The following is a 22,229-nucleotide window of genomic DNA, read 5'->3' as shown; positions in this document are numbered from 1 at the left end:
ACTACAACGTGCAATCAGGTATTTTATCCGATTTAGACACTAAAAAAAGAGATCTACAAGCATTTTGATTGAAGTAATCGATTCGTAAAAATATTATATAATGTAAAGCTTGTATCCTGAAAATATCAAAAGGCCTATTTAGTAAGCTATTGAAATTCAATCATATAAATATAAGAAGAGCGGTAGAAGTAGGTCTTTTGATCAAAAGATGCCCCCATAATGACCACCTATCCCGCTCCTTTTACCCTAAAAGATCTTTTCTTTGATCAACATCTCATATTGATAAATAGACATCAATTTAAACTTAAACTAATGGAACATAAATTTTTCAATTCCTCTCAATTCACAAAGCGCACATCTCTAACCGCATTATTGTGCGTTTCACTATTGGTCACCAATTGTAAAAATGAAACGAAAGAAAAAGAAGATATAGCAATAGCTACAGAATCCAAACAAGATCTCACTTTTGATTTGCAAAGCGCAATTGATGCTTGTAATTCTCAATTGGAAATTGCTGTTCCTAAACTAACGGATCTTACCAAGCATCCAAGACTTATTGGCACTGATTCTACCGAATGGAAAGAAGTGCCTAATGGCAGATTAGTTTGGACCTCTGGTTTTTATCCTGGTATTTTGTGGTATGCTTATGATGTGACCGGAAAAGATAAATGGAAAGAAGAAGCCATTAAACGTACGGAGGTTTTTGAAGATTTTAAAACCATTACAGAGCATCACGACATTGGATTTATGATGTTTCCTGCCTATGGCAATGGTTACGAAATTGGTGGCAAAGAAGAATATAAGGACATTTTGTTGACCTCTGCCAACTCACTGGCCTCACGTTTCAATCCTAAAGTGGGAACCATCAGATCATGGTCAAATAAAATGCATCCACGTTGGCAACAACATATTACCATTATTGATAATATGCTCAACATAGAATTGTTGTTTTGGGCGGCTAAAAATGGTGGCGACAAAAAATTGTATGATATTGCTGTAACACATGCTGAAACCACAATGAAAAACCACTTCAGACCAGATTTAACCTCATGGCATGTTATAGAATATGACTCTATTAATGGCGATATTCTTAACAGACATACCAAGCAAGGTTTTAGTGATGACAGCCGTTGGTCAAGAGGTTTAGCGTGGGGTGTTTATGGCTATACCATGGTGTATAAAGAAACAAAAGATAAAAAATTCTTAGATTTTGCTCAAAAAATTACCGATAAATATTTGCAGTTATTACCAGAAGATATGGTGCCTGCATGGGATTTTGACGTGCAGCAAGATCCAAAGGAAGAAAAAGATGCTTCTGCCGCCGCCATTGTTGCTAGTGCATTATTGGATTTAAGTACGATGGTAGAATCAAAAGAAGATCAAGAGCGTTATTACAACGCTGCCATTAAAATGTTAAACTCTTTAGCGTCTCCTAAGTATTCAGCAGTAGGTAAAGCAGATTCGTTTTTATTACATTCTACAGGAGCGAAGTCTTTAGGACATGAAATTGATGTGGCTTTAATTTATGCTGATTATTACTATATAGAAGCCTTATCACGTTTAAAAAAAATGCAAAAATAATAGTAAATCAATCCTATGACGAAGCCAAAATCTATTATTCCCCTTCTTCTGCTGAGTGCCTTCTTCCTTCTTAATTGTAAGGATCAAGGTGCTTTAGCAGTTAAAGATGACAAAAAGCAATCACAACCAAATTTGCTCTTCATTTTTCCGGATCAATTCCGTAATGCAGCAATTGGTATCAATGATCAGGATCCTGTACATACGCCAAATCTTGATCAATTGGCTGGTGAGGGCATGGTGGTGTCCAATGCCATTAGTAGTTATCCGTTATGCAGCCCGTATCGTGGCATGTTAATGACGGGGTTGTTACCATATAATAATAAGGTGCTTACCAACAGTAATTCGTTAAGGCATCAGTATGATAACTCGTGGCAAAAGGATGATATCAGTTTTTCTGATGTTTTAGTAAAAAATGGATATGATGCTGGTTATGTTGGGAAATTACATCTCATGTCTCCTCCGCCAATTGAAGGTAAAGATTCGGTTATTTGGGATGCCTACCAACCTAAAGAATTACGTCATGGTTTTAATTTCTGGTATGCTTATGGCACTTTTGACCAGCACAACAATCCGCATTATTGGGTTAATGATGCTAAAGAAGATGAGCTAACCTATATCAACGAATGGTCTGCAAAACATGAAGCGGATGTGATTATTGATTATTTAAAAAATCCGTCAGCAACAACACGCAGTAAAGACAAGCCATTCGCCCTATTTTGGTCGGTAAATCCACCGCATCCACCATATCAATATGTTCCAGAAAAATATTTGAAAAATTATAAGAATAAATCTCTAGACCAATTGTTACTGCGTCCTAATGTCGACTTAAAAACAGATGCGAATGAATTGGCCTTCCATAAAAGCGCCACAAGAGGCCGAACGCATTTGGCAAAAGCGCATGTAGCGGAGTATTTTGCTATGGTTACTGGCGTTGATGAACAAATTGGACGGGTATTAAACACCTTGAAGGAAGAAGGACTTTATGATAACACCATTGTGGTAATCACTTCTGATCATGGCGAAATGATGGGTAGCCACGGACTCATGTCGAAAAATGTATGGTATGAAGAATCTATTAACGTGCCGTTCATCATCAGATGGCCAGAACGCTTAAAAGCAGGACAAAAGTCAGATTTATTGATCAGCCCAACGGATATTATGCCGACTATTTTAAATATGTTAGGCGCAGCTGATGGCATACCAGATAATTTAGATGGTAAAGATCTTTCTAGTCTTATCCTTGATAATAAGGGTACAGAGCCACAATCCGTCATGTACTACTTTATTGAAGGCGGTCAACCGGCTTCAGGGCATAGAGGTTTGAGAACCAAACGCTACACCTATGTGATTACTTTAGATGCTGATGATGTGAAGCGCGAATTTTTGTATGATAATCAAGAAGACCCTTACCAATTAAAAAATATTGCCAAGATAGCTTTAACGCTTAAAAGAGAACTGCACCAAGATCTGTTAAGCCAATTAAAATCTAAAAAAGATCCTTGGTTGAAGCGATTTGAAAAGCTTCATCATAAAAAAGGCTGATAGTTCATTTCGGGAATGAAATGTGCAATCACACAAAATTAAACGATAAATACACTGAAAATGACAGATGCTTCTTTCCTAAATACTAATAAAAAGATTTATACATTTCTATTACTATTGGTGATGTCAATGTGTGGATTTGCTCAAAATACTTACCAACCTGCCGTTGAATCTTTCGAGTCTGTAAATAGCTCAAAAGCCTATGAAGTAACTAATGGCACATTAGCGATAAGTGACGCGCATAGAAAATATGGTACGTCATCCTTACAATGGGAATGGAATGGAGAAAGCACCATAGGAACCTCACAGTTTAAAATATTATCTCAAGAAGAAAGTCCGTTGGATTATGGCGATTTTTTTCCAGCGAGTCCCACGTTACAAATGGCTCTTTATAATGAGACCGCTCAAGATGGAACAATCACGATTTCTTTTGAAAAAAACGGCGTTAAACAGGTGTATTTTGATGTGTCATTATCTTTCACAGGCTGGAGAACCATATGGGTGCCTTTCTATGAAATGAAGGGTAACGCTCCAAAAAAATCAGCGCAGGTAGATTATGATTATTTTAGAATAAGCACCACCGCAAAAAGTGGAAAACTATTTTTTGACGATATTATCTATTCCCAATATCAGGATGATAGACATCAATATCCTGATGAGATTGTCCCTTTTATTAAAGCTGATAAAGTTTTGAGTGAAGATCATTGGTTGCCGTTAATTAGCAATTATGACCGAATTAAAAATTTAAATCCTGATCCGGTATCTATGGCTATAAGAGCCGATTTGAAACAATTTGAGTCGCTTATAGATCAAAATTTAGAAATTCAGAAAAAGTACAAGTTATATATTGCTTCCGTACGTGAGGATTTTGAAAAATTAGGTTTAACTGACAATGGTGAGACTGTATTAGGACCGCCCTTAACCTTTAAGGAACACCAAGACTTTTACGACGATACAGAATTAGGGCCAAGAAAATTTAATGACATACAAGAACTAGGAAAAGTATTAAAAAAAATAGCATCTTTTTACGATAAAGGAAACCCAACAGAACAAGCGGAAATGAAAGCGATGTTCTTAACTGGTACAAAATATTTTCTTGATCAAGGTTGGGTAGCGGGTTCAAATGGTGGCACCAGACATCATATCGGATACAATGTAAGACAGATTGCGGAAGCTTTTTTTATTCAGCGCCAATTACTATATGATAATGGACTTTTAAAGGAGGTTGGAGCGAGTTTGCATTGGTTATTTAATTTAGGAATAATTTTAGATGAGCCAAGCAATTTTCATGTCAATATTGATTATTTAAACACACAGTCTTATTACCATTTAATGCTGATTTTCTTATTCGAAGATCAAGAAATGCAAGCGGCGATGTTAATGGCGTATTCCAACTATATATCCATTACTTTGGCCCAACAAAATGAAGAATGGGGCTTTAAAGTAGATGGTACAGCATGGCATCATAATGGACATTATCCAGCTTACGGTCTTGGCGCTTTCCAATCCGTACCTAAAATTATTAAAACTTTGTCAGGAACCCGTTTTCGTATTGGTACTGAAGGCCATAATAATTTTAAAAAGGCCTTTTTAGCCACCCGTATATACAGTCAATCCTTCAACTGGGGTTTTGGTAACGCAGGGCGTCATCCGTTAGAAGGCAACGGGATACAGTCATTACAAAGTCAATTTTTAGAAATGGCACATTCGGGAAATCCTGAAGGTACCAGTAAAATAGATAAAGATGTTGCAGGGGCGTATCTAAGATTATGGGGTAAAGATGATGTGATGAATACAGCGCTATTTACCCAAGTAAACGACATCTCAAAAGAAAATTTATCTGGGTATTATACGTTCCCTTATGCTGCTACTGCTGTCCATAGACGCAAAAACTGGGCAGCTTTGATAAAAGGCTACAGTAAATATGTTTGGGCCTCTGAAATATATGTTACTGCCAATAGATACGGAAGATATCAAGCCAACGGTACAATTCAATTATTAAATGCTGAAGGCGAAGAAGCTAGTGGCTTTAAACAAGAAGGTTGGGATTGGAACGTATATCCTGGAGCCACAGTTATTAATATGCCTTTTGAAGAATTAGAACCTAAAACACCGTTGATCATGTTCCGCTCTAACGAGAGTTTTGCAGGCACGACCACTTTGGATGGCAATGGTATTTTTGGAATGATTCTTAATGAAGAAAAAGGCTCTAACGCCGACGGCGACAAACAAGTAAATTTAGGATTTGCAGGAAAATTAAAGGCTAAAAAATCGGTGTTTTCTTTCGATGGAAAATTGATTACTATTGGCACTAATATTTCAAGTATCGACACAAAGAATCCAACACAAACCAACTTGTTCCAATCGTTTCTAAAAAACCCAAAGCAAGCATTAATCACTTCTGAAGATGAGGTCATAAAATTCCCTAGCGATGCAGTATTAAAAGCTACTGGAAAACAAAAAAACTGGATTGTTGATCCTTATGGATCAGGATATTATGTGTTGTCTAATGATGCCCTGCATGTGAAGAAGAAACATCAGCATTCCTATCATAATAAATATTCCTTAAGTACTGGACAAATTGATAATGCTGCAAAAGGTGTGAAAAAGACCGAAGGAGATTATGCAACCGCGTGGATTGACCATGGGATGGCTCCAGATAATGGTGCTTACCAATATGTGATTTATCCTTTCCTTGATGCTAAAGATCAAAAGAACTTCGGTAAAATGGCCGAGAAAGATGATTCCTATACCATTAAAAGAGCAGATGCTATTGCGCACATTGTACATGATAAGCCGACCAATATGACAGGTTATGTTATTTTTGAAGCGAACAAATCTTTGGATAACGGAATTTTGAATTCTGTTTCCGAGCCAGCATTAATTATGCTGAAAGAGCATTCAGAAAATAATATCACCATTAGCGCCGTGCAACCTGATTTAAACTTCTCTAAAAATGAACGAGGTAAATTTATCAACTATAGCCATCCAGTAGCGCTCGAAATTACCCTAAATGGAAATTGGAGCCCTTATGCTAAAGACTTTGTAAAATCAACAGTTCACGCTGATGGAAAAACAATTATTAAGTTGAACTTAGTAAATGGCCTGCCAGGCGAATTTAGATTGAACAAGATTTAGAGTATAGTCGACGGTCATTGCGATCCCGATATTTTTCGGGAGAAGCAATCTGTTATGTGAATTGCTTTTATAAATAAATGAATGATACTAATGAAGCAGCTTTTATCAAATAGACGTAATTCTCACATCCCATTTTATGGGTCATGGTTGCTTTTAATGCTGCTGATTACCGCCTGTGCGTCTTCTACTAAAAAGACTGAAACACAAGCTCAGACAACAGATAATACTAACAACCAATCCAACGAGGCATTGGTGTGGCAAAAGTACATAGGGGAAATAGATACTCCAGACATTCCTAAACTTTTTGACTATTCTTATGCAGGATATAAACGTGGAGAAGTAGGCGTTCCTAAAACATTTGATGCGCTTAAAACATTTAATGTGTTGGACTTTGGCGCTATCCCTAATGACACACTATCGGATCAAAATGCTATACAAGCCGCGATAAATGCTGCCCAATTAAATAATGGCGGCATCGTATTTTTTCCACCGGGAGAATTTCTGGTAAACGTCAAGCCTACCGAATCAAATCCGATTGAGATTACAAGTTCTAATATCATTTTAAAAGGCAGCGGTTGGGGTAAAAACGGCACCACCATAAACATGGTAAATCATATGCTGCAAAGCTTCCCTGATCAACCGGAATGGCAGGTGAATTATATGTATAAATTCTTTTCTAAAAAGGGGGAAGGACAACCGATTTCAATTACAAAAAATGCCAATGAAGGCGCCTTCAGCATCGAAGTTGAAGATGGAGAATCCTTCAAAAATTCAAAATTTATACAATTAGAAATGGCGCCTAATGTGGATGCCGTAGATAGTGCGCTGCAAGGAAAGCTGACACGCCCGCATTGGGAGCGCATCATTGAAACGGGCGTTACGTATGTTGGGTATCATGAAATAGAACGTATTTCTGGTAACACCATCTTTTTGAAAGATCCTTTAACCCATGCTATAAATGCAACACATAACTGGGTGGCAAAATCGTTTTATCCGCTTGAAAATGTAGGAGTAGAAGACATCTTTTTTAAAGCCAATTTCACTGATGAATTTGTGCATCATAAAGATTTTTTACATGACAATGCTTGGTCTATGGTTGCGATGGCTAGAGTGGCAAATTCATGGGTAAGACGTTGCAAATTCGCCAATGTTACAGGCGGTGTTTCGCTTGGTAATAGCTATGCGTCTTCTATTGTAATGCTTATTTTTGAAGGTAACAGCGGGCATAAATTAACTAACGTTGCGCAGTCTACAAGAATCCTAACGGGTTTAATTAATGATGTCTCCAGTTCAGGACAATTTCATGGAGCGTCTATGTCTCACCGCACTTCGGGCTCGGTAATTTGGAGGGTTAAAAACCCGAAACAGGGCTGGGATTCGCACGCGGAATTTCCAATCAACAACTTGGTAGATCTTTATGAAGGTTCTAAAATGACCAATCACGGCGGGTTTCACAAAAACGAACCACATCATTTAAAAGGGTTGACCTTATGGAATTATAAACGTAATGGAGATACCATTACTAATTATGATTTTTGGAAAATGTCAGGGAAATATAAAAATGACATGTATTGGGGGTTTTCTGTGGTTAATCCTAATATTATAGGTTTACACGGATCATTAACCACATTTAATGAAGAAAATGTTGGTTATCTTGAAAGCTTAGGGAAAGCCGTTTTACCAGGATCTTTATATGAAGCACAGCTACAATACCGATTGAAAAAAACTCCCGAATGGCTTTCGGAAATCTTGGCTGATTGGAAAGAAATGGAAATGGCGTATCAAGAAAATGATAAAGCTGTCCACTAAAAAATAAAACAGAATCTAAAAAAGGCATATATGAATTCAAAATATCTTCAGAAACTTTTCATTTTAAGCGTGGTACTTTCTTTTATGTCCTGTAAAGTAAAACAGCAGGAAGCACCAGTAGCACCGCCAAAAATTGTAGAAGTCACCACTTCAGAAATCAATGAAGAAAACCCATATATAGAAGAGCTAAAGCAGCCTGGTTACCAAACCAATTTTGATGCTTATTTTAAAAGCCATACGCCTTCAAAAGTTGAAATCCCTTATGAAACTGAAGAGGAGTATCAAGCACGGATGCAGTGGTGGAAGGATGCAAAATACGGGATGTTTATCCACTGGGGCTTATATTCTATTTTAGGTGGTGAGTATAATGGTGAAGTCACTCCGAAAATTGCGGAGTGGATACAGAACACCTTAAAAATTCCTGCAAGCGAATATAAAAAACTTGTGGACCAATTTAATCCTACCGAATTTGATGCTGATGAATGGGTGAGTGTTGCCAAGGAAGCTGGTATGAAGTATATGGTCATTACTTCAAAACATCATGACGGATTTGCCTTGTTCAATTCAAAAGTTTCTGAGTATGATGTGATGAGCACCCCTTTTAAGCGTGATATCATCAAGGAGCTAAAAGAAGCATGTGATAAGCAAGGGATTAAATTCGGATTGTACTATTCGCATGCCATTGACTGGGATAGTCCAAACGCCTATATTGGTGAAGGCCAGTTGCAAGACCGTATGAATTTGGTGGATTTTGATCCTAGCACAATGGATCGTGCCACTTACTTAAAGGAGAAATCCTTTCCTCAACTAAGAGAAATCTTAACCAATTATGGAACCATTGATATCATCTGGTTTGATATGGGTAAAGGATTGGATAATGAGGAAATACGTGAGTTTGTAAAAATTACTAGAGAGTTACAACCAAATATTATCATCAGTTCAAGAATTGGAGATGAAGTGGGGCCAACGAGTCTTAATAAAGATTTATATTTTGATTTTTTCACGCCATCTGATAATTATTTTACAGGCGATGATTTAGCGATTCCTTTTGAAATGGCAGGAACAACTAATGGTTCTTGGGGGTATAGAAAAGATGATACGGAGTGGCGTAAACCGTTATTTATGTTAAATGCCTTGATTGCATCAGCGAGTAGAAATGGTAACTATTTATTGAATATCGGACCAATGGCTAATGGATTAATGCCCGCGGAACCTGTTAAAAATTTAAAAATTGCCGGTGCATGGTTAAAAGAAAACGGGGCTTCCGTTTACGGTACAACACCATCGCCATTTCCATGGAATTATGATTGGGGTTATGTTACTGAAAAGCCAAATAAAATTTTCTTAAATGTCTTTACATGGCCTAAAAACAATCAGATTGATTTAAACGGATTGCTTACAAAAGTGGATAAGATTCATCTGTTGGGATCAACTAAACAAGTCAAATTTAAGCAAGAGGGACGTTTTTTAACCATCGATTTGACTGGCGTTGAAAGAAAAGAATTTGCAACACCATTAGTTGTGGAATATAAAGATACCAAATTAAAAATAGATGATGGTATCTCCCAAAACGCGGAGAATAATATCCGTTTAGACAGAATTACCAGCACGTATCTAAAAGATATAGCCATGTCTTCTTGGACCTTTAAAGTGCATACACCTGGGACGTTTAAAATTAATATTGTTTCTAACGAAAAAGGAAATCACCATAAGCCAGTTTGGACAGGATCGGAACAAAAAGGAAGTGTTCAGGTTGCAGGAAAAATTATTCCGGCACATTTAAAGAGAGATACTGAAATGATAAATCCTACCTTATTTTTCTATAAAGAAATAGGAAGTTATGTGGGTGAGATTGAATTTTTAAAAGCAGGAACTTACACGTTGCAACTGAAAGGTTTTAAAGTAGGTGCTGATAAATGGACGGAAGGATTGGGATTGGAACGGATTGAATTGATAAAGGAATAAATTGTATATCCTTTTGTTGTCAAATAAGTAAAAAAATCTGCGAACATCTGCGACTCGAGCGGTAGCGAACTGGCGAAGCAAATCAGCGGGAAATAAAAATATGCGAATGTGAAATTTGTCCCGCAGATTCCACGGATTTACGCCGCATAAAAACAAATATTTAAAAAATTAATGACGAACGATAAAAGTTACTATAACGTCAAAATTAAAAGTTTATAATAATGACTAAATTCAAAAAGACAGTTTTACACCTACTAAGCATTTCATATTGTTTATTAACATTAAACGGTCATGCGCAAACACAAGAGGTTCCAGACAAAATGACTTGGTGGGAAGATGCCAAGTTTGGTATGTTTATGCATTGGGGATTATATTCTCAAACTGCTGGGTATTGGGATGGACGCAAGGCTAAGGGGAAAGAACATTTTATGCTTCATGAACGCATTCCGTGGAAAGAATATGCTAAAATTGCGGACGATTTTAATCCGGTAAATTTTGATGCAGAAAAATGGGTGTTAACGGCTAAGGATGCTGGAATGAAATACATTATTATCACTGCCAAGCATCACGAGGGTTTTGCAATGTTTAACTCGCCTTCAAGCGATTATAATATTGTAGAACGCACGCCGTATGGCAAAGATCCGATGAAAGCACTTGTAGCAGCATGCCGCAAGTACGATATAAAATTCGGTTTTTATTATTCTTTGGGTCGGGATTGGCAAGATCCTGACGTGCCAACAAACTGGCCAGAAAAAGCAGGACGAAGTAATACCTGGGATTTTCCTGATGAAGATGGCAAAGTTTTCAATAACTATTTCGAAAGAAAAGTAAAGCCTCAAATTAAGGAACTCCTTACCCAGTACGGTGACATTGATATCATGTGGTTTGATACCCCTGAACTCATAAGTGTTGCAGAAAGTAAAGAATTACGATCGCTGATTCTCGATTTTCAGCCAAATTGCATAATCAACAGTAGGATCGGAAATAATGAAGGCGATTACCTGGTCACTGAACAAGAGATTGTAAAGAAAACCTTAGATAAACCATGGGAAGCTTGTATTACTATGAGCAGAAATTGGGGTTATGTTGAATACGATACCATTTATAAATCTAGCGAATTAATGACTAGGCAACTTCTAGAAATCGTGAGTAAAGGCGGGAATCTTCTTCTGAATAATGGTCCAACGCCGGAAGGTGAAATAACTCAACCTGCAAGTGATCGATTGGCACAGATGGGGAATTGGATGAGCAAAAACTCGGAAGGAATATATGGCGCGTCACCGTGGAAAATTTCAAATGAGTTGTTATCTGAAATGACTCAGAATTCTGATGATAAAAAGTCGGATAAAGAGAATACCATGAAAGATGCTGAAAACGATGCTACCTCAAAACTTATCTTTCCAGAAGTAAGTTTTACTACTAAAGATGGTTATGTGTACGCTTATGTTGCCAGCGCTACGGAACCGAATGTGATGATTAAAGCATTTGCACTTGAAAAACAATTTAAAATCAAAGCTGTAAAAATGTTAGGTACGGAGCAGAAAGTGACCTGGACCCAAACCACTGACGGTCTTAATATCAAATTGCCTCAGTATTCTGAAAATGAAATCCCTATCACCGGATATCAAATTGAACTTAATGAAGTCGATTAGCATTATATAATGCTTTTTTCTTCGGATTGAACACTTTTGAATGGGTGGTTTTCGAGAGGAATACATGTCATCGCAAATAATTTTTAAAACATCATGAAAAAAACGTTGTCATCAAACAGAATATATGCTAATCCTAGGATAGTACGGCTATTGATGTTTTCGCTTACAACTATTTTTGTGCTATCATGTAAAGAAACTGTTGATAAGAACAGCGATGAACCAGAAGATATTTCCAATCAAGACCGGCCGAATATTGTTTTAATAATGACTGATCAGCATCAAGCTGAAGCCTTAAGCATTGCGGGAAATCTTAATTTAAAAACGCCCAACTTAGATAAATTAGCAACTTCTGGCGTACGTTTTGAAAATGCCTATGTCACCTTTCCACTATGCAGTCCGTCGCGATCCAGCATGTTTACAGGTCAACTGCCGCATCAACTTGGAGTCAATTCAAACGCTGATACCGCATTGCAAAAAAACGTTGCCAACACGAGTTTAGCTCAGGTTTTAAAAAGTAATGGCTATGACTGTGCCTATGGCGGGAAATGGCACGCACCAGAAGTGGAAATTGAAGACAATAGTGGTTTTGATAAAATATCCGAATTTGGAGATCTCAATTTAGCTGAAAATAGCATCGCTTTTCTAAAATCTAAAGCGGCTAGTAAAACACCTTTCTTTTTAGTGGCCTCTTTTGATAATCCGCATACTATATGCGAATGGGCAAGAAATCAACCATTACCATATGGGAATATTAAGCCCGTACCATTGGAAGAAACGCCAACCTTACCTATCAATTTTAAGAAATCTGCAACTTTCCCGGAAGCGCTTCAATATGAGCAAGCAGCAGATGTTTTATCTTACCCTACTAAACATTATACTGAAGCAGACTGGCGCCAATACCGCTATACCTATTACCGTTTAATAGAAAAGGTTGATCATGAAATTGGTAAGATCATTGATGCGATTGATGCTTTGGGATTAAGAGATAACACAATTATTATTTTTACCAGTGATCATGGCGATGGAAATGCCTCTCACGGGTGGAATCAAAAGACGGCCTTATTTCAAGAAAGTATTAATGTGCCGCTTATTATCAGCGATAAAACTGTTCAAATAGCTCAAAAGACAACCAAAAAAAACTTGGTTTCCACGGGTCTAGATCTATATTCTACGGTTCTAGATTATGCAGGAATCTCAACTTCTGATACCCTGTTGGGGAAAAGCATACGGCCAATGATTTCTTTAGGAAACGATCGTGAAAATCATGATTTTGTAGTCACCGAAACAAAATTTGACAGTAAAAATGGATACGGCACTTTAGGACGAGCAGTGATTGATAAACAGTATAAATATGTCCTGTACTCTTGGGGTAAACATAGAGAGCAATTTTTTGATCTCGCAGCGGATCCTTTTGAAATGAATAATCTTGCGAATGCTCAAGATCATTTTGAACTTATGGACTCATACCGACAAAAATTGATAACTTGGTGTCAGAAAACTAATGACACACAATTTTTAAAACGTGCAATTTTACCATCTACAACAACAATGTCTTCAAGCCTTTTGTTTGACAAACCTTATTAAATAAATAATCATTATTATGACGTTTAAAAACCACTCCTTTTTTGTCTATATATTACTCGCCTTTATGGCAGTAAGTTGTAAAAACAAAACTGCAGAAACTGAAATTAGTTCAGACAACACAACTCAAGAATCTCAAAAGCCAAATATTGTTTTTATTTATACCGACGATTTGGGGTATGGTGATATTAGTGCTTATGGCGCAACAGAAATCAGTACACCTGCAATTGATGCCTTAGCGGACGAAGGAATTTTATTTCAGAATGCCTACGCTACGGCTGCAACCTGCACACCTTCACGATATTCTTTATTAACGGGCGATTATGCTTGGCGTAAAAAGGGGACAGGTGTTGCAACAGGAGATGAATCACTGCTAATTGATACCAACAGAACAACCTTGCCAGGCGTTTTGCAATCGGCAGGTTATAAAACTGGAATTGTTGGTAAATGGCACTTGGGTTTGGGCGATGGGAATGGCCCCGATTGGAATGGGAAAATTAGTCCAGGACCGTTAGAAATTGGGTTTGATTATTCCTATTTAATTCCGGCAACAGGCGATAGAGTGCCGTGTGTTTTTGTTGAAAATCATCATATTGTTAATTTAGATCCTAATGATCCTATCACAGTCAACTATAAAGAGAAAGTTGGAGATTGGCCAACAGGTAAAGAAAATCCAGAGTTATTAACCATGAAACCGTCGCAAGGTCATAACCATACCATTGTAAACGGCGTGAGCAGAATTGGTTATATGACTGGTGGAAAAGCGGCGTTGTGGGATGATGAAACCATCCCGATGGAGTTGGTCGATAAGTCTAAAAAGTTTATCACTACTAACAAGAATCAACCATTTTTCTTATTGCTTTCTACACATGATATCCATGTACCAAGAATTGCCAATACCATGTTTCAAGGTAAAAGTGGGATGGGACCAAGAGGTGATGTGATTCTGCAATTAGATTGGACGGTTAATGAAATTATAAAAACACTAAAAGAGCAGAATTTATACGACACTACAGTTATTGTTTTTTCGAGTGATAATGGCCCGGTTGTAGATGATGGTTACCAAGATCAAGCTAAGGAATTGTTAGGAAATCATAATCCGACAGGAGGCTTACGAGGTGGAAAATATAGTGCTTATGAGGGTGGTAGCAAAATACCCTTAATTATCAGATGGCCAGATGGCAAAGGAAAAGGAACAGTTTCTAAGGCTTTGGTGAGTCAAGTGGATTTTTTGCGTTCTTTCGCGCAGTTAACCGGTGTTGAGAATGTTGAAGACGATGTCATTGATAGTCAAAACAGATTGGATGTATTTTTAGGGGATAATGCAACCGGAAGAACCTCGTTAGTTCAAGAAAGTTTTATGGGGCCATTATCTTATCTTGAAGGCGAATGGAAATATATTGAGCCTAAGGATGGACCAAAACTCGTGCCTTGGGGCACAGAAATAGAAACTGGTTTCCAAAAAGAGCCTCAATTATATCACTTAAAAAATGATCCGAATGAAACCGAAAATCTGGCTTCAAAATTTCCTGAAAGAGTATCAGATTACAGAGAAAAACTTGCTAACCTAAAAAAGGACGGGTTTACAAATCAGCATGAAGTTAATTTGAATTAAGATCCAGTGCAGCCTTAAAAGATTGAAAATGTCCTAAGAACCAAGTCACAAATTAACGCTTCATATTTATAGAGTGTATGTTTAAAAACGCAACTTTCATTATTTTTCTTTTAGTATTTTGCGGTTGTAAAACCCAAGGGTTACTCTATAAAAACGTCCTAAAGGATGTAAATAACTGGGTGATAGAACAGCAGCCAAATGGGCAGACACTTTTTACCGAACAAGGCATAGAAGTAATTGATGCCAAAGGCTGTACCATTTGGTTTAAAAATGCGTTAGAAGCCCCTGTAAAAATAGCTTACGATATTACAATTATTGATGACGGTGGTGCTTACGACAGAGTTTCAGATATGAATTGTCTTTGGATGTCTAATGATCCAAAACACCCTGATGATTTTTTCAAAGGCTCAGTTGAAAGAGCGGGGCATTTTCCTAATTACCATCATTTTACTGGCTACTACGTAGGTTATGGTGGGCATCATAATTCAAAAACAAGATTTAGACGGTATAATGGTAATGTAGATCGGCCGTTATTACCCGAACATGATTTGTCTGATAAGCAATTTATGATTACTGCCAATAAAAAAATGCATATCGAAATTATTGTAAAAGATAATTTTACAAGTTATTCTAGAGATGGCGAAGTCATCTATAAAGTTGAAGATGCTGAACCTTATGCACAGGGATATTTTGGATTTAGAACGGTAAACAATCACATGAAAATCGAGAGTTTTGAAGTCAGAAAAATATAGAACTTTATAGATCTAGGAGATTTCATAGTGCAATTATCCTTAATCACTCTTTATTTTCGTTTTAATTGTAACCCCCAAAAACCTATCTGTCTAGGAGTTTTATCGGTAAGATTTGCTTCTTTTACCATTTTCACGCCTTCTATGGTGTAAAATGCAGTTGGATGATAGGTGTTGATAGCATCGGTCAAATGATTTAGGTTTTCTCTTTTTAAAACTAAAAAGACGACATTCACTTTACCTGTTTTTCCTTCGGCATCCAAAATGGAATACCGATAATCATTATCAGTTAAAAAAGTAAGCAATTCATGCACGGGTTCTTTGGTGATCAATCTTAAAACAACACGGCCAATGGCAAGTTTTTCTTCTATATACATGCCCACATAGGTTCCAACAGCAAAACCACTGGCATAGGCAAAATAAGATAAGGTGTTATCGATATTACTGATAATTTGACCAATGGCCAATAACCAAATTAAGGCTTCAAAAAATCCTAAGAAAGGCGCAATGTTTCTTTTGCCGCTCATCACAAAAATGATTCGGATGGTAGAAATTGACACGTCACAAATCCTTGCAAAAAATATCAATAAAGGAATGATGAGATAGTTCAAAACGTTTTCACTGACTCCGAAAGTATCATAAAAAAATTGTTCCATATTGCTGAAGGCTAAAGAATCGTGATTTTCAATCACCATATGGTGATTTGTCGAAATTTTGCGCAAAGATAACTATTTCTCAATGTGAAATAGTTATGACATTCCGTTTTTCGCTTATTCTGCAATTCTATTGAAAAAAGAACAGTTGTGGTAATGGATGGTTTGTGGATAATTGAGCCATCCATAGGAATATATAATTGTGTTTTATCTAACAGAACAGCCACATACTCCGAGGTAATTTATGCTGCACGACCTTTAATTTATGAAGTCAATCTTGCGGCTTTCATTGTTTTGTTTAGGGAAAATCTTTGAATGCAATTACAGCGGAAAATTTGTGAATCATTCAATAACTTTCAGGGGATTTTTAAAATTAAATCCCTCATTGAGGGTTTAATTCCCCGAGGCTTGCCTCAAATTTTTCAAAGTATTTTCTTGTTCATACCTCGGGGGCTTGCCCCGAGGTTCTTGATTTTTATAACCCTCTTAAAGTAGATATTTTAAGGTGTTTTTCGCATATTTCAAAGTGTTTAGAATTAATCCTAACCAACCTTACTTAACCTATAGTAACGATACGTATTTTAAAGACCTTAACTTAAATGGATGTGGACTGTAAATCGTTTTTATAAGGATTACCCAAGAATACAGAGTTAATGTATAGGACAGGACCATTAATTAATTACAGTATAGCCTGACTAACTATTTAGATGTGTATTTTTTATATCTAATTAATGCTTCAAGGTAGTAATAATCGGCATAGTTTAGAGGTACATCAATTTCATTATTATGAGGAATACTGCCAACACTATGCTTTAATATGAAATTTTTATTTTCTCCTAATTTTGCAGTGTATTCTTTTGAAGCCAATGAGCCTAAAATTTTATCAACAGCCGTTTCATATTTTCCATTAGTATAGTCATTTAATTCAATTAGAGCTGAAACTGTTATTGCCGCAGCAGAAGCATCGCGATGGCTGTTTGGAATTTTGGCATCGTTGTAATCCCAATATGGTATGCCATCTTCTGGAGTACCTTTATAATGTATAATATAGTCAGCAATTTTTTGAGCTTGCTCTAAATATTTTTCATCTTTAGTAAAACGATAACACATTGTATAACCGTAAACCCCCCAAGCTTGTCCACGTGCCCATGCGCTTTCATCTGAAAATCCTTGTGCTGTTTGTTTACTTCTAACGTCTCCCGTTTCTGGATCGTAATCAACTACATGATATGAACTATTATCTTCTCTAAAATGATTTTTTAATGTCGTATTTGCATGAGCAATTGCCACTTTCTTGTATTTGTCATCACCTGTCAATTCAGACAGTTCAAAAAGCATTTCCAAATTCATCATGTTATCAATGATCACAGGAAATTTCCAGCCTCTTTTAGACTGCCATCCATTATCAACATTCCAACTTAGCAGGCTACCAACAATGGGATTAAACCTAGTAATTAATGAATCTCCAGCAGTTGTCAAAACTTTCTTGAAGTCTTCGTTTTTAGTTAATTTATATCCATTCCCGTAGGAGTTGTTAAATATAAAACCTAAATCATGGGATATTGTTCTATACTTATGATTTTCATATTGTGCTTGAAATTTTTCAGCTGCAAGCTTCCATTTCTCATCTTTGGTAACTCCATACAAATACCAACATGTTCCTGGAAAAAACCCTTCAGTCCAATCGAAACCCAAATTAGTGAATTGCAGATTACCATTTTCGTCAATGGTTCTCGGAATTCTGTTTGCTTCCATTGCAGCATTCAGTAATAGTGAAATTTGTTTATTGGCATTACTCAACTGTTGCTCTGTAAAGTTTTCCTTGTTTTTTAGACGGGCAGGAGAACAAGTATAGAAAAGAGTAAATACTTGTAATAGCATAATAATTTTAAATAGTTTCATATTTTAAGATTAATAGTGTTGTGAAAATTTTAATTAAGGCTTAATGTGAATTAAACTGCAATTTCAATTAAATTTTCTCCATCTATAGGTGGTCTAATATTTAAGAAGGGGGGTATTCTGTTCTTTTTTATCTAATTCCTGTAACAGATAAATTATAAACATTTTGGAACTAGCTCCAAGTTTTGAAAGTTAAATACTTAGATTTAGGTGTGTGCAAATAATTATTGACATACGACTTAGCATTTAGCAAAGGCCAATGTGCTGCGAATTACATTAAAGATACTTGCTTTTGTATGATGTGCTTTCAGAAAAAAACAAACTTTACATAAGGTATCAATCAGTAAATCCAGACAATCAGTTGGCTTGCAATTGTGTGCGACGCATGCTATGGACCTATCATGATTTTCATATATAATAAATTGAGAATAGGAAGATAGCCTTTTTTTTATAGGTAATAGTTGTAACAATCTCCATTTCTATTGTACATTAGTCGAGTACAAAAATCATAAGGGGTTACAATTGAGTAATCTATATCTCTAATTTAAATATCCACGATCTTTTTTGTTTTTCAAAATAAGTATACATCATTTTAGTCTTTCAAATAATCTCTTCAATCTTTATGCGATTTATAGCCATCATGTATTCCTTTCTCATGTTAAACTTTAGTGGATGTGGTCAGGAAAAAAAGGAAAACACTTCACATCCAAATATTTTGTTTATAGCCGTTGATGATTTACGCCCGGATCTAGGGTGTTATGGCAATACAATTGTACAATCGCCACATATAGATAAATTAGCTTCGGAAGGGGTTACCTTTACAAATCATTTTGTTCAAGTACCAACCTGTGGGGCATCACGATATAATCTTTTGACTGGAATGCGTCCAAAAACCAAAGCGCAACTCAGTAATGAAGTTATTTACAACGAAATCTCCAATCAACCAGAGCGTGCCAATCCTGAATCCTTCATTCATCACTTAAAACGAAATGGGTACCATACCGTGGGTATTGGTAAAATAAGTCATTCTGCCGACGGGCTTCTATCTGACTATAATGAAAAACCATCTGATAAAAGAGAGCTGCCGTACAGCTGGAGCGAATTATTATTTGATAGTGGCAAATGGGGTACGGGCTGGAATGCTTTTTTCGGTTACGCAAATGGAGAAAACAGACAGAGTTTACATAACAAAGTAAAACCTTATGAAGCAGGAAAAGTTGATGATTTGGGATATCCAGATGGCTTAACGACACAATTGGCTATTTCTAAATTAAAAGAACTTAAGAATCAGAACAAGCCATTTTTTCTCGGTGTCGGATTTTTTAAACCGCATTTACCTTTTAATTCACCAGAAAAATATTGGGATTTATACCAAAATGACGCTATTTCAATCTCTCCATATCCTGAAATTCCACAAAATAGCAATCGCGAAAGTCTACATGATAGCAATGAATTTAATCAATACACACGTACCGATGAGATACCTAATCGTGAAAATCGGGTGTCAGATGCATATGCTAAAAAATTAAGACATGCGTATTATGCTAGTGTAAGCTATATTGACCATCAAATTGGGATGATTTTAAGCGAACTAAAAGCACTGGATTTGGAGGAAAATACCATTGTGGTGGTTTGGGGTGACCACGGCTGGCATTTAGGTGATCAAAAAGTTTGGGGCAAACATACACTATTCGAAAATGCTTTAAAAAGTGCGCTGATTATTAAAGTCCCTGGTACAAGAATCAAAAATAAGAAATCATCGACCATTGTTGAAACTGTAGATATCTATCCGACCTTAATGGAGCTTTGTAATGTGAATATGCCACATAAAACAGATGGCAAAAGTTTTGTACCACTATTGCACGGCGACCCAATGCCACTAACAGAATCGGTTGCTTATAGTTATTTTAACGATGGGATGTCCTTACGAACTGAAAAGTATCGTCTTACAACATATTTTAGGGCAGACAAAACACAGGAGTATGAGTTGTATGATCATACTTCCGACGCTCCTGAAACTCAAAATATTGCTAATGATCATCCAGAAATCGTACAAAAATTAGTGCCTTTATTGAATAAAGGTGATACAGGCCTTTTTAATAAGTAGCAGAGCAATTAAAGTGAATAAAACAATATAATTTATGTCAACAAGAATCTTAAAACAGAACACAATTTATCTCCTTTTTCTTATTTCCTTCTGTACAATTACAGCGCAAAATACCGCGCTCAATCTTTTCGATAAACTCGACTATCAACAATCGGAATTAAAAACTATTGAAAGCTTAACGGCATCTAACTCTAAGAATGCTGCTTTAAAGGAGTTATTAAAAATTTATAGAGCCAAAGAAAATCTCTATTTGCAAGTGGATAAAGATGACGTGGCATTCATTAAAAGTACCTATCCAAAAGATGTCGCCACCACCATAGAAGTTGCAGATCAAGTGTTGGATAAGTATTTTTTATTTCGATATGATTGGGATATGGAAAAAACCAATATTCCGCATCAATTTAAGGGCGAAATCGATTGGAAGGCAATCCCAAACGGTGATGAAGAATGGTGTTATATGCTGAACAGGCACCGCTATTGGGTCGATTTAGGTAAAGCATACATGCTAACAGGAAAAGAAAAATATGCCAAAGGTTTTGTAGATCAGGCCACCCATTGGATTGATAATAATCCGATAAAAGAGGAGCTTAAAAGATTGTCATGGCGACGCATAGAAGCGGGGATTCGGATTGAAAATTGGATAAAAGCTTTTGAGTTTATTAAGCATTCAAAACACGTGACACCAGAGTTTTTGGCTAAATATTTAAATAGTTTACACGAGCACGCCACTTACATCAATAGCGATTTTAATAATTTTTCAAAAACCAGCAATTGGGGAGTTTTAGAGTTTCAGGGCGTTTTTAATGCCTCTCAGTTTTTAACCGAATTTAAAGATGCTCAGAAATGGCAGGATGATGCTTTAGCTAATTTAACTACTTGTATTGATTTACAAATCTTGCCTGACGGCACCCAATGGGAGCAGTCTCCCATGTATCATAATGAGGTGTTTCATTGTTATATGAACGTGAATTTGTTAGCGCAACAAAAGGGTATCGAATTGCCTGAAACCATTGTACAGAAAACAAAAGACATGGCTTATGCTAATGTCGAGTGGCAAAAACCCAATTTTCATCAGCCACTTTTAGGTGATAGTGATGATACTGATTTACGTGGAATACTGACGCTAGCTGCGCATCTGTTTTCAGATCCTACGTTAAAATCGCGAGCTTTTCCTGAGTTGGACTATGAAACTTTCTTTTTGTTAGGAAGTCAAAATGCTGCAAACTATAAAAATTTAAAGAGCAAAACACCTGAATTTTTATCTGTTTTTCAAGAAAGTTCAGGAGATGTTTATATGAGAACGTCTTGGGAACAAGATGCCACTTACTCAAGCTTTCATATGAAACGTTTAGGAGGGGGACACGGCCATGACAATTTATTGCATTTTTCAATTTTTGCAAATAACAGAGATTATTTGGTGGATAGTGGACGCTACTCTTATGTGGATAATGACTGGCGAGAACTATTTAAAGGCAATAAAAGTCATAATACTTTAGGCGTTGATGATTTGCCCAATTCGATGTACAAAGATTCTTGGATGAATACCTTTGAAGCACGGTCAGAAGGGATTTACACAAACCTTACTACCGATTTTGATTATGCCGAAGCCGAAAACACCGCTTATCAACGCTTAGAAGATCCTGTAGCTATAAAAAGAAGACTGTTGTTCTTAAAACCGAATGTTTGGTTGGTTTTTGATAGCTTTTCAACCCATGGCGAACATAAATTCTCACAATATTTTAATTTCCCAAACGAACAGATTGAAGTTGCAGATGATGGCATAACGACGACTTACCCTGAAAATAATTTGAGAATTCAACCCATAAAAGAATTAGATATAAAATTGAGTGATGCGTGGTATTCTCCAGAATACAATTTGAAAAAAGAAAGCAAGAGCGCGGAATTATATAAAAATGCTTTTAGTACATGACAAAAACA

The 22,229-nt window shown here is 36.5% G+C and carries 13 protein-coding genes; 11 read left to right on the top strand and 2 right to left on the bottom strand.

Annotated elements, in window-relative coordinates:
• The first annotated feature begins 312 nt into the window (after positions 1-312).
• The 9 genes from JEM65_RS20390 to JEM65_RS20350 all read left to right on the top strand — a co-directional run bounded on the left by JEM65_RS20390 (position 313) and on the right by JEM65_RS20350 (position 15,635).
• Entirely contained in the window at positions 313-1,581 is a 1,269-nt protein-coding gene (locus JEM65_RS20390; protein ID WP_199603487.1) for a glycoside hydrolase family 88 protein, read from the top strand.
• Positions 1,582-1,596: 15 nt separating this feature from the next.
• Positions 1,597-3,123 carry a sulfatase family protein gene (locus JEM65_RS20385; protein ID WP_199603486.1) on the top strand — a complete coding sequence of 509 codons (1,527 nt, stop codon included), beginning with the start codon at positions 1,597-1,599 and terminating at the stop codon, positions 3,121-3,123.
• A 60-nt stretch (positions 3,124-3,183) separates the two neighbouring features.
• A complete protein-coding gene (locus tag JEM65_RS20380) occupies positions 3,184-6,261 on the top strand; it encodes a chondroitinase family polysaccharide lyase (RefSeq protein ID WP_199603485.1) in 3,078 nt (1,025 codons plus the stop codon).
• 90 nt (positions 6,262-6,351) lie between these two features.
• Positions 6,352-8,070, top strand: coding sequence for a DUF4955 domain-containing protein (locus JEM65_RS20375; RefSeq protein ID WP_199603484.1), 1,719 nt, complete (start codon positions 6,352-6,354; stop codon positions 8,068-8,070).
• 30 nt (positions 8,071-8,100) lie between these two features.
• Positions 8,101-10,035 (top strand): alpha-L-fucosidase, encoded by a 1,935-nt coding sequence (locus JEM65_RS20370; protein WP_199603483.1) that lies wholly within the window; start codon positions 8,101-8,103, stop codon positions 10,033-10,035.
• Positions 10,036-10,256: 221 nt separating this feature from the next.
• Positions 10,257-11,687, top strand: a complete 1,431-nt coding sequence (locus JEM65_RS20365) for an alpha-L-fucosidase (RefSeq protein ID WP_199603481.1) — start codon at positions 10,257-10,259, stop codon at positions 11,685-11,687.
• Between the two features lie 93 nt (positions 11,688-11,780).
• Positions 11,781-13,271 (top strand): sulfatase family protein, encoded by a 1,491-nt coding sequence (locus JEM65_RS20360; protein WP_199603479.1) that lies wholly within the window; start codon positions 11,781-11,783, stop codon positions 13,269-13,271.
• A 16-nt stretch (positions 13,272-13,287) separates the two neighbouring features.
• Positions 13,288-14,883, top strand: a complete 1,596-nt coding sequence (locus JEM65_RS20355; protein ID WP_233530759.1) for a sulfatase family protein — start codon at positions 13,288-13,290, stop codon at positions 14,881-14,883.
• Positions 14,884-14,960: 77 nt separating this feature from the next.
• A complete protein-coding gene (locus JEM65_RS20350; protein WP_199603476.1) occupies positions 14,961-15,635 on the top strand; it encodes a DUF6250 domain-containing protein in 675 nt (224 codons plus the stop codon).
• Between the two features lie 50 nt (positions 15,636-15,685).
• On the opposite strand, the gene JEM65_RS20345 is transcribed toward JEM65_RS20350, so the two are convergent.
• Positions 15,686-16,354: a DUF2179 domain-containing protein gene (locus JEM65_RS20345; protein ID WP_199603475.1), complete on the bottom strand. Its 669-nt coding sequence runs from the start codon at positions 16,352-16,354 to the stop codon at positions 15,686-15,688.
• A 630-nt stretch (positions 16,355-16,984) separates the two neighbouring features.
• Positions 16,985-18,187 (bottom strand): glycoside hydrolase family 88 protein, encoded by a 1,203-nt coding sequence (locus tag JEM65_RS20340; protein WP_199603473.1) that lies wholly within the window; start codon positions 18,185-18,187, stop codon positions 16,985-16,987.
• A 619-nt stretch (positions 18,188-18,806) separates the two neighbouring features.
• Here JEM65_RS20340 and JEM65_RS20335 point away from each other — a divergent pair.
• Together JEM65_RS20335 and JEM65_RS20330 are read left to right on the top strand one after the other, a co-directional pair.
• Positions 18,807-20,291 carry a sulfatase gene (locus JEM65_RS20335; RefSeq protein WP_199603471.1) on the top strand — a complete coding sequence of 495 codons (1,485 nt, stop codon included), beginning with the start codon at positions 18,807-18,809 and terminating at the stop codon, positions 20,289-20,291.
• A gap of 34 nt (positions 20,292-20,325) precedes the next feature.
• Positions 20,326-22,221: an alginate lyase family protein gene (locus tag JEM65_RS20330; protein WP_199603468.1), complete on the top strand. Its 1,896-nt coding sequence runs from the start codon at positions 20,326-20,328 to the stop codon at positions 22,219-22,221.
• Positions 22,222-22,229: the final 8 nt, after the last annotated feature.

It is taken from the genome of Gelidibacter salicanalis, assembly GCF_016469035.1.
GTDB lineage: Bacteria > Bacteroidota > Bacteroidia > Flavobacteriales > Flavobacteriaceae > Gelidibacter > Gelidibacter salicanalis_A.
The sequence above is the reverse complement of the archived record's forward strand: the minus strand, read 5'-3'. Positions and strand labels throughout refer to the sequence as shown.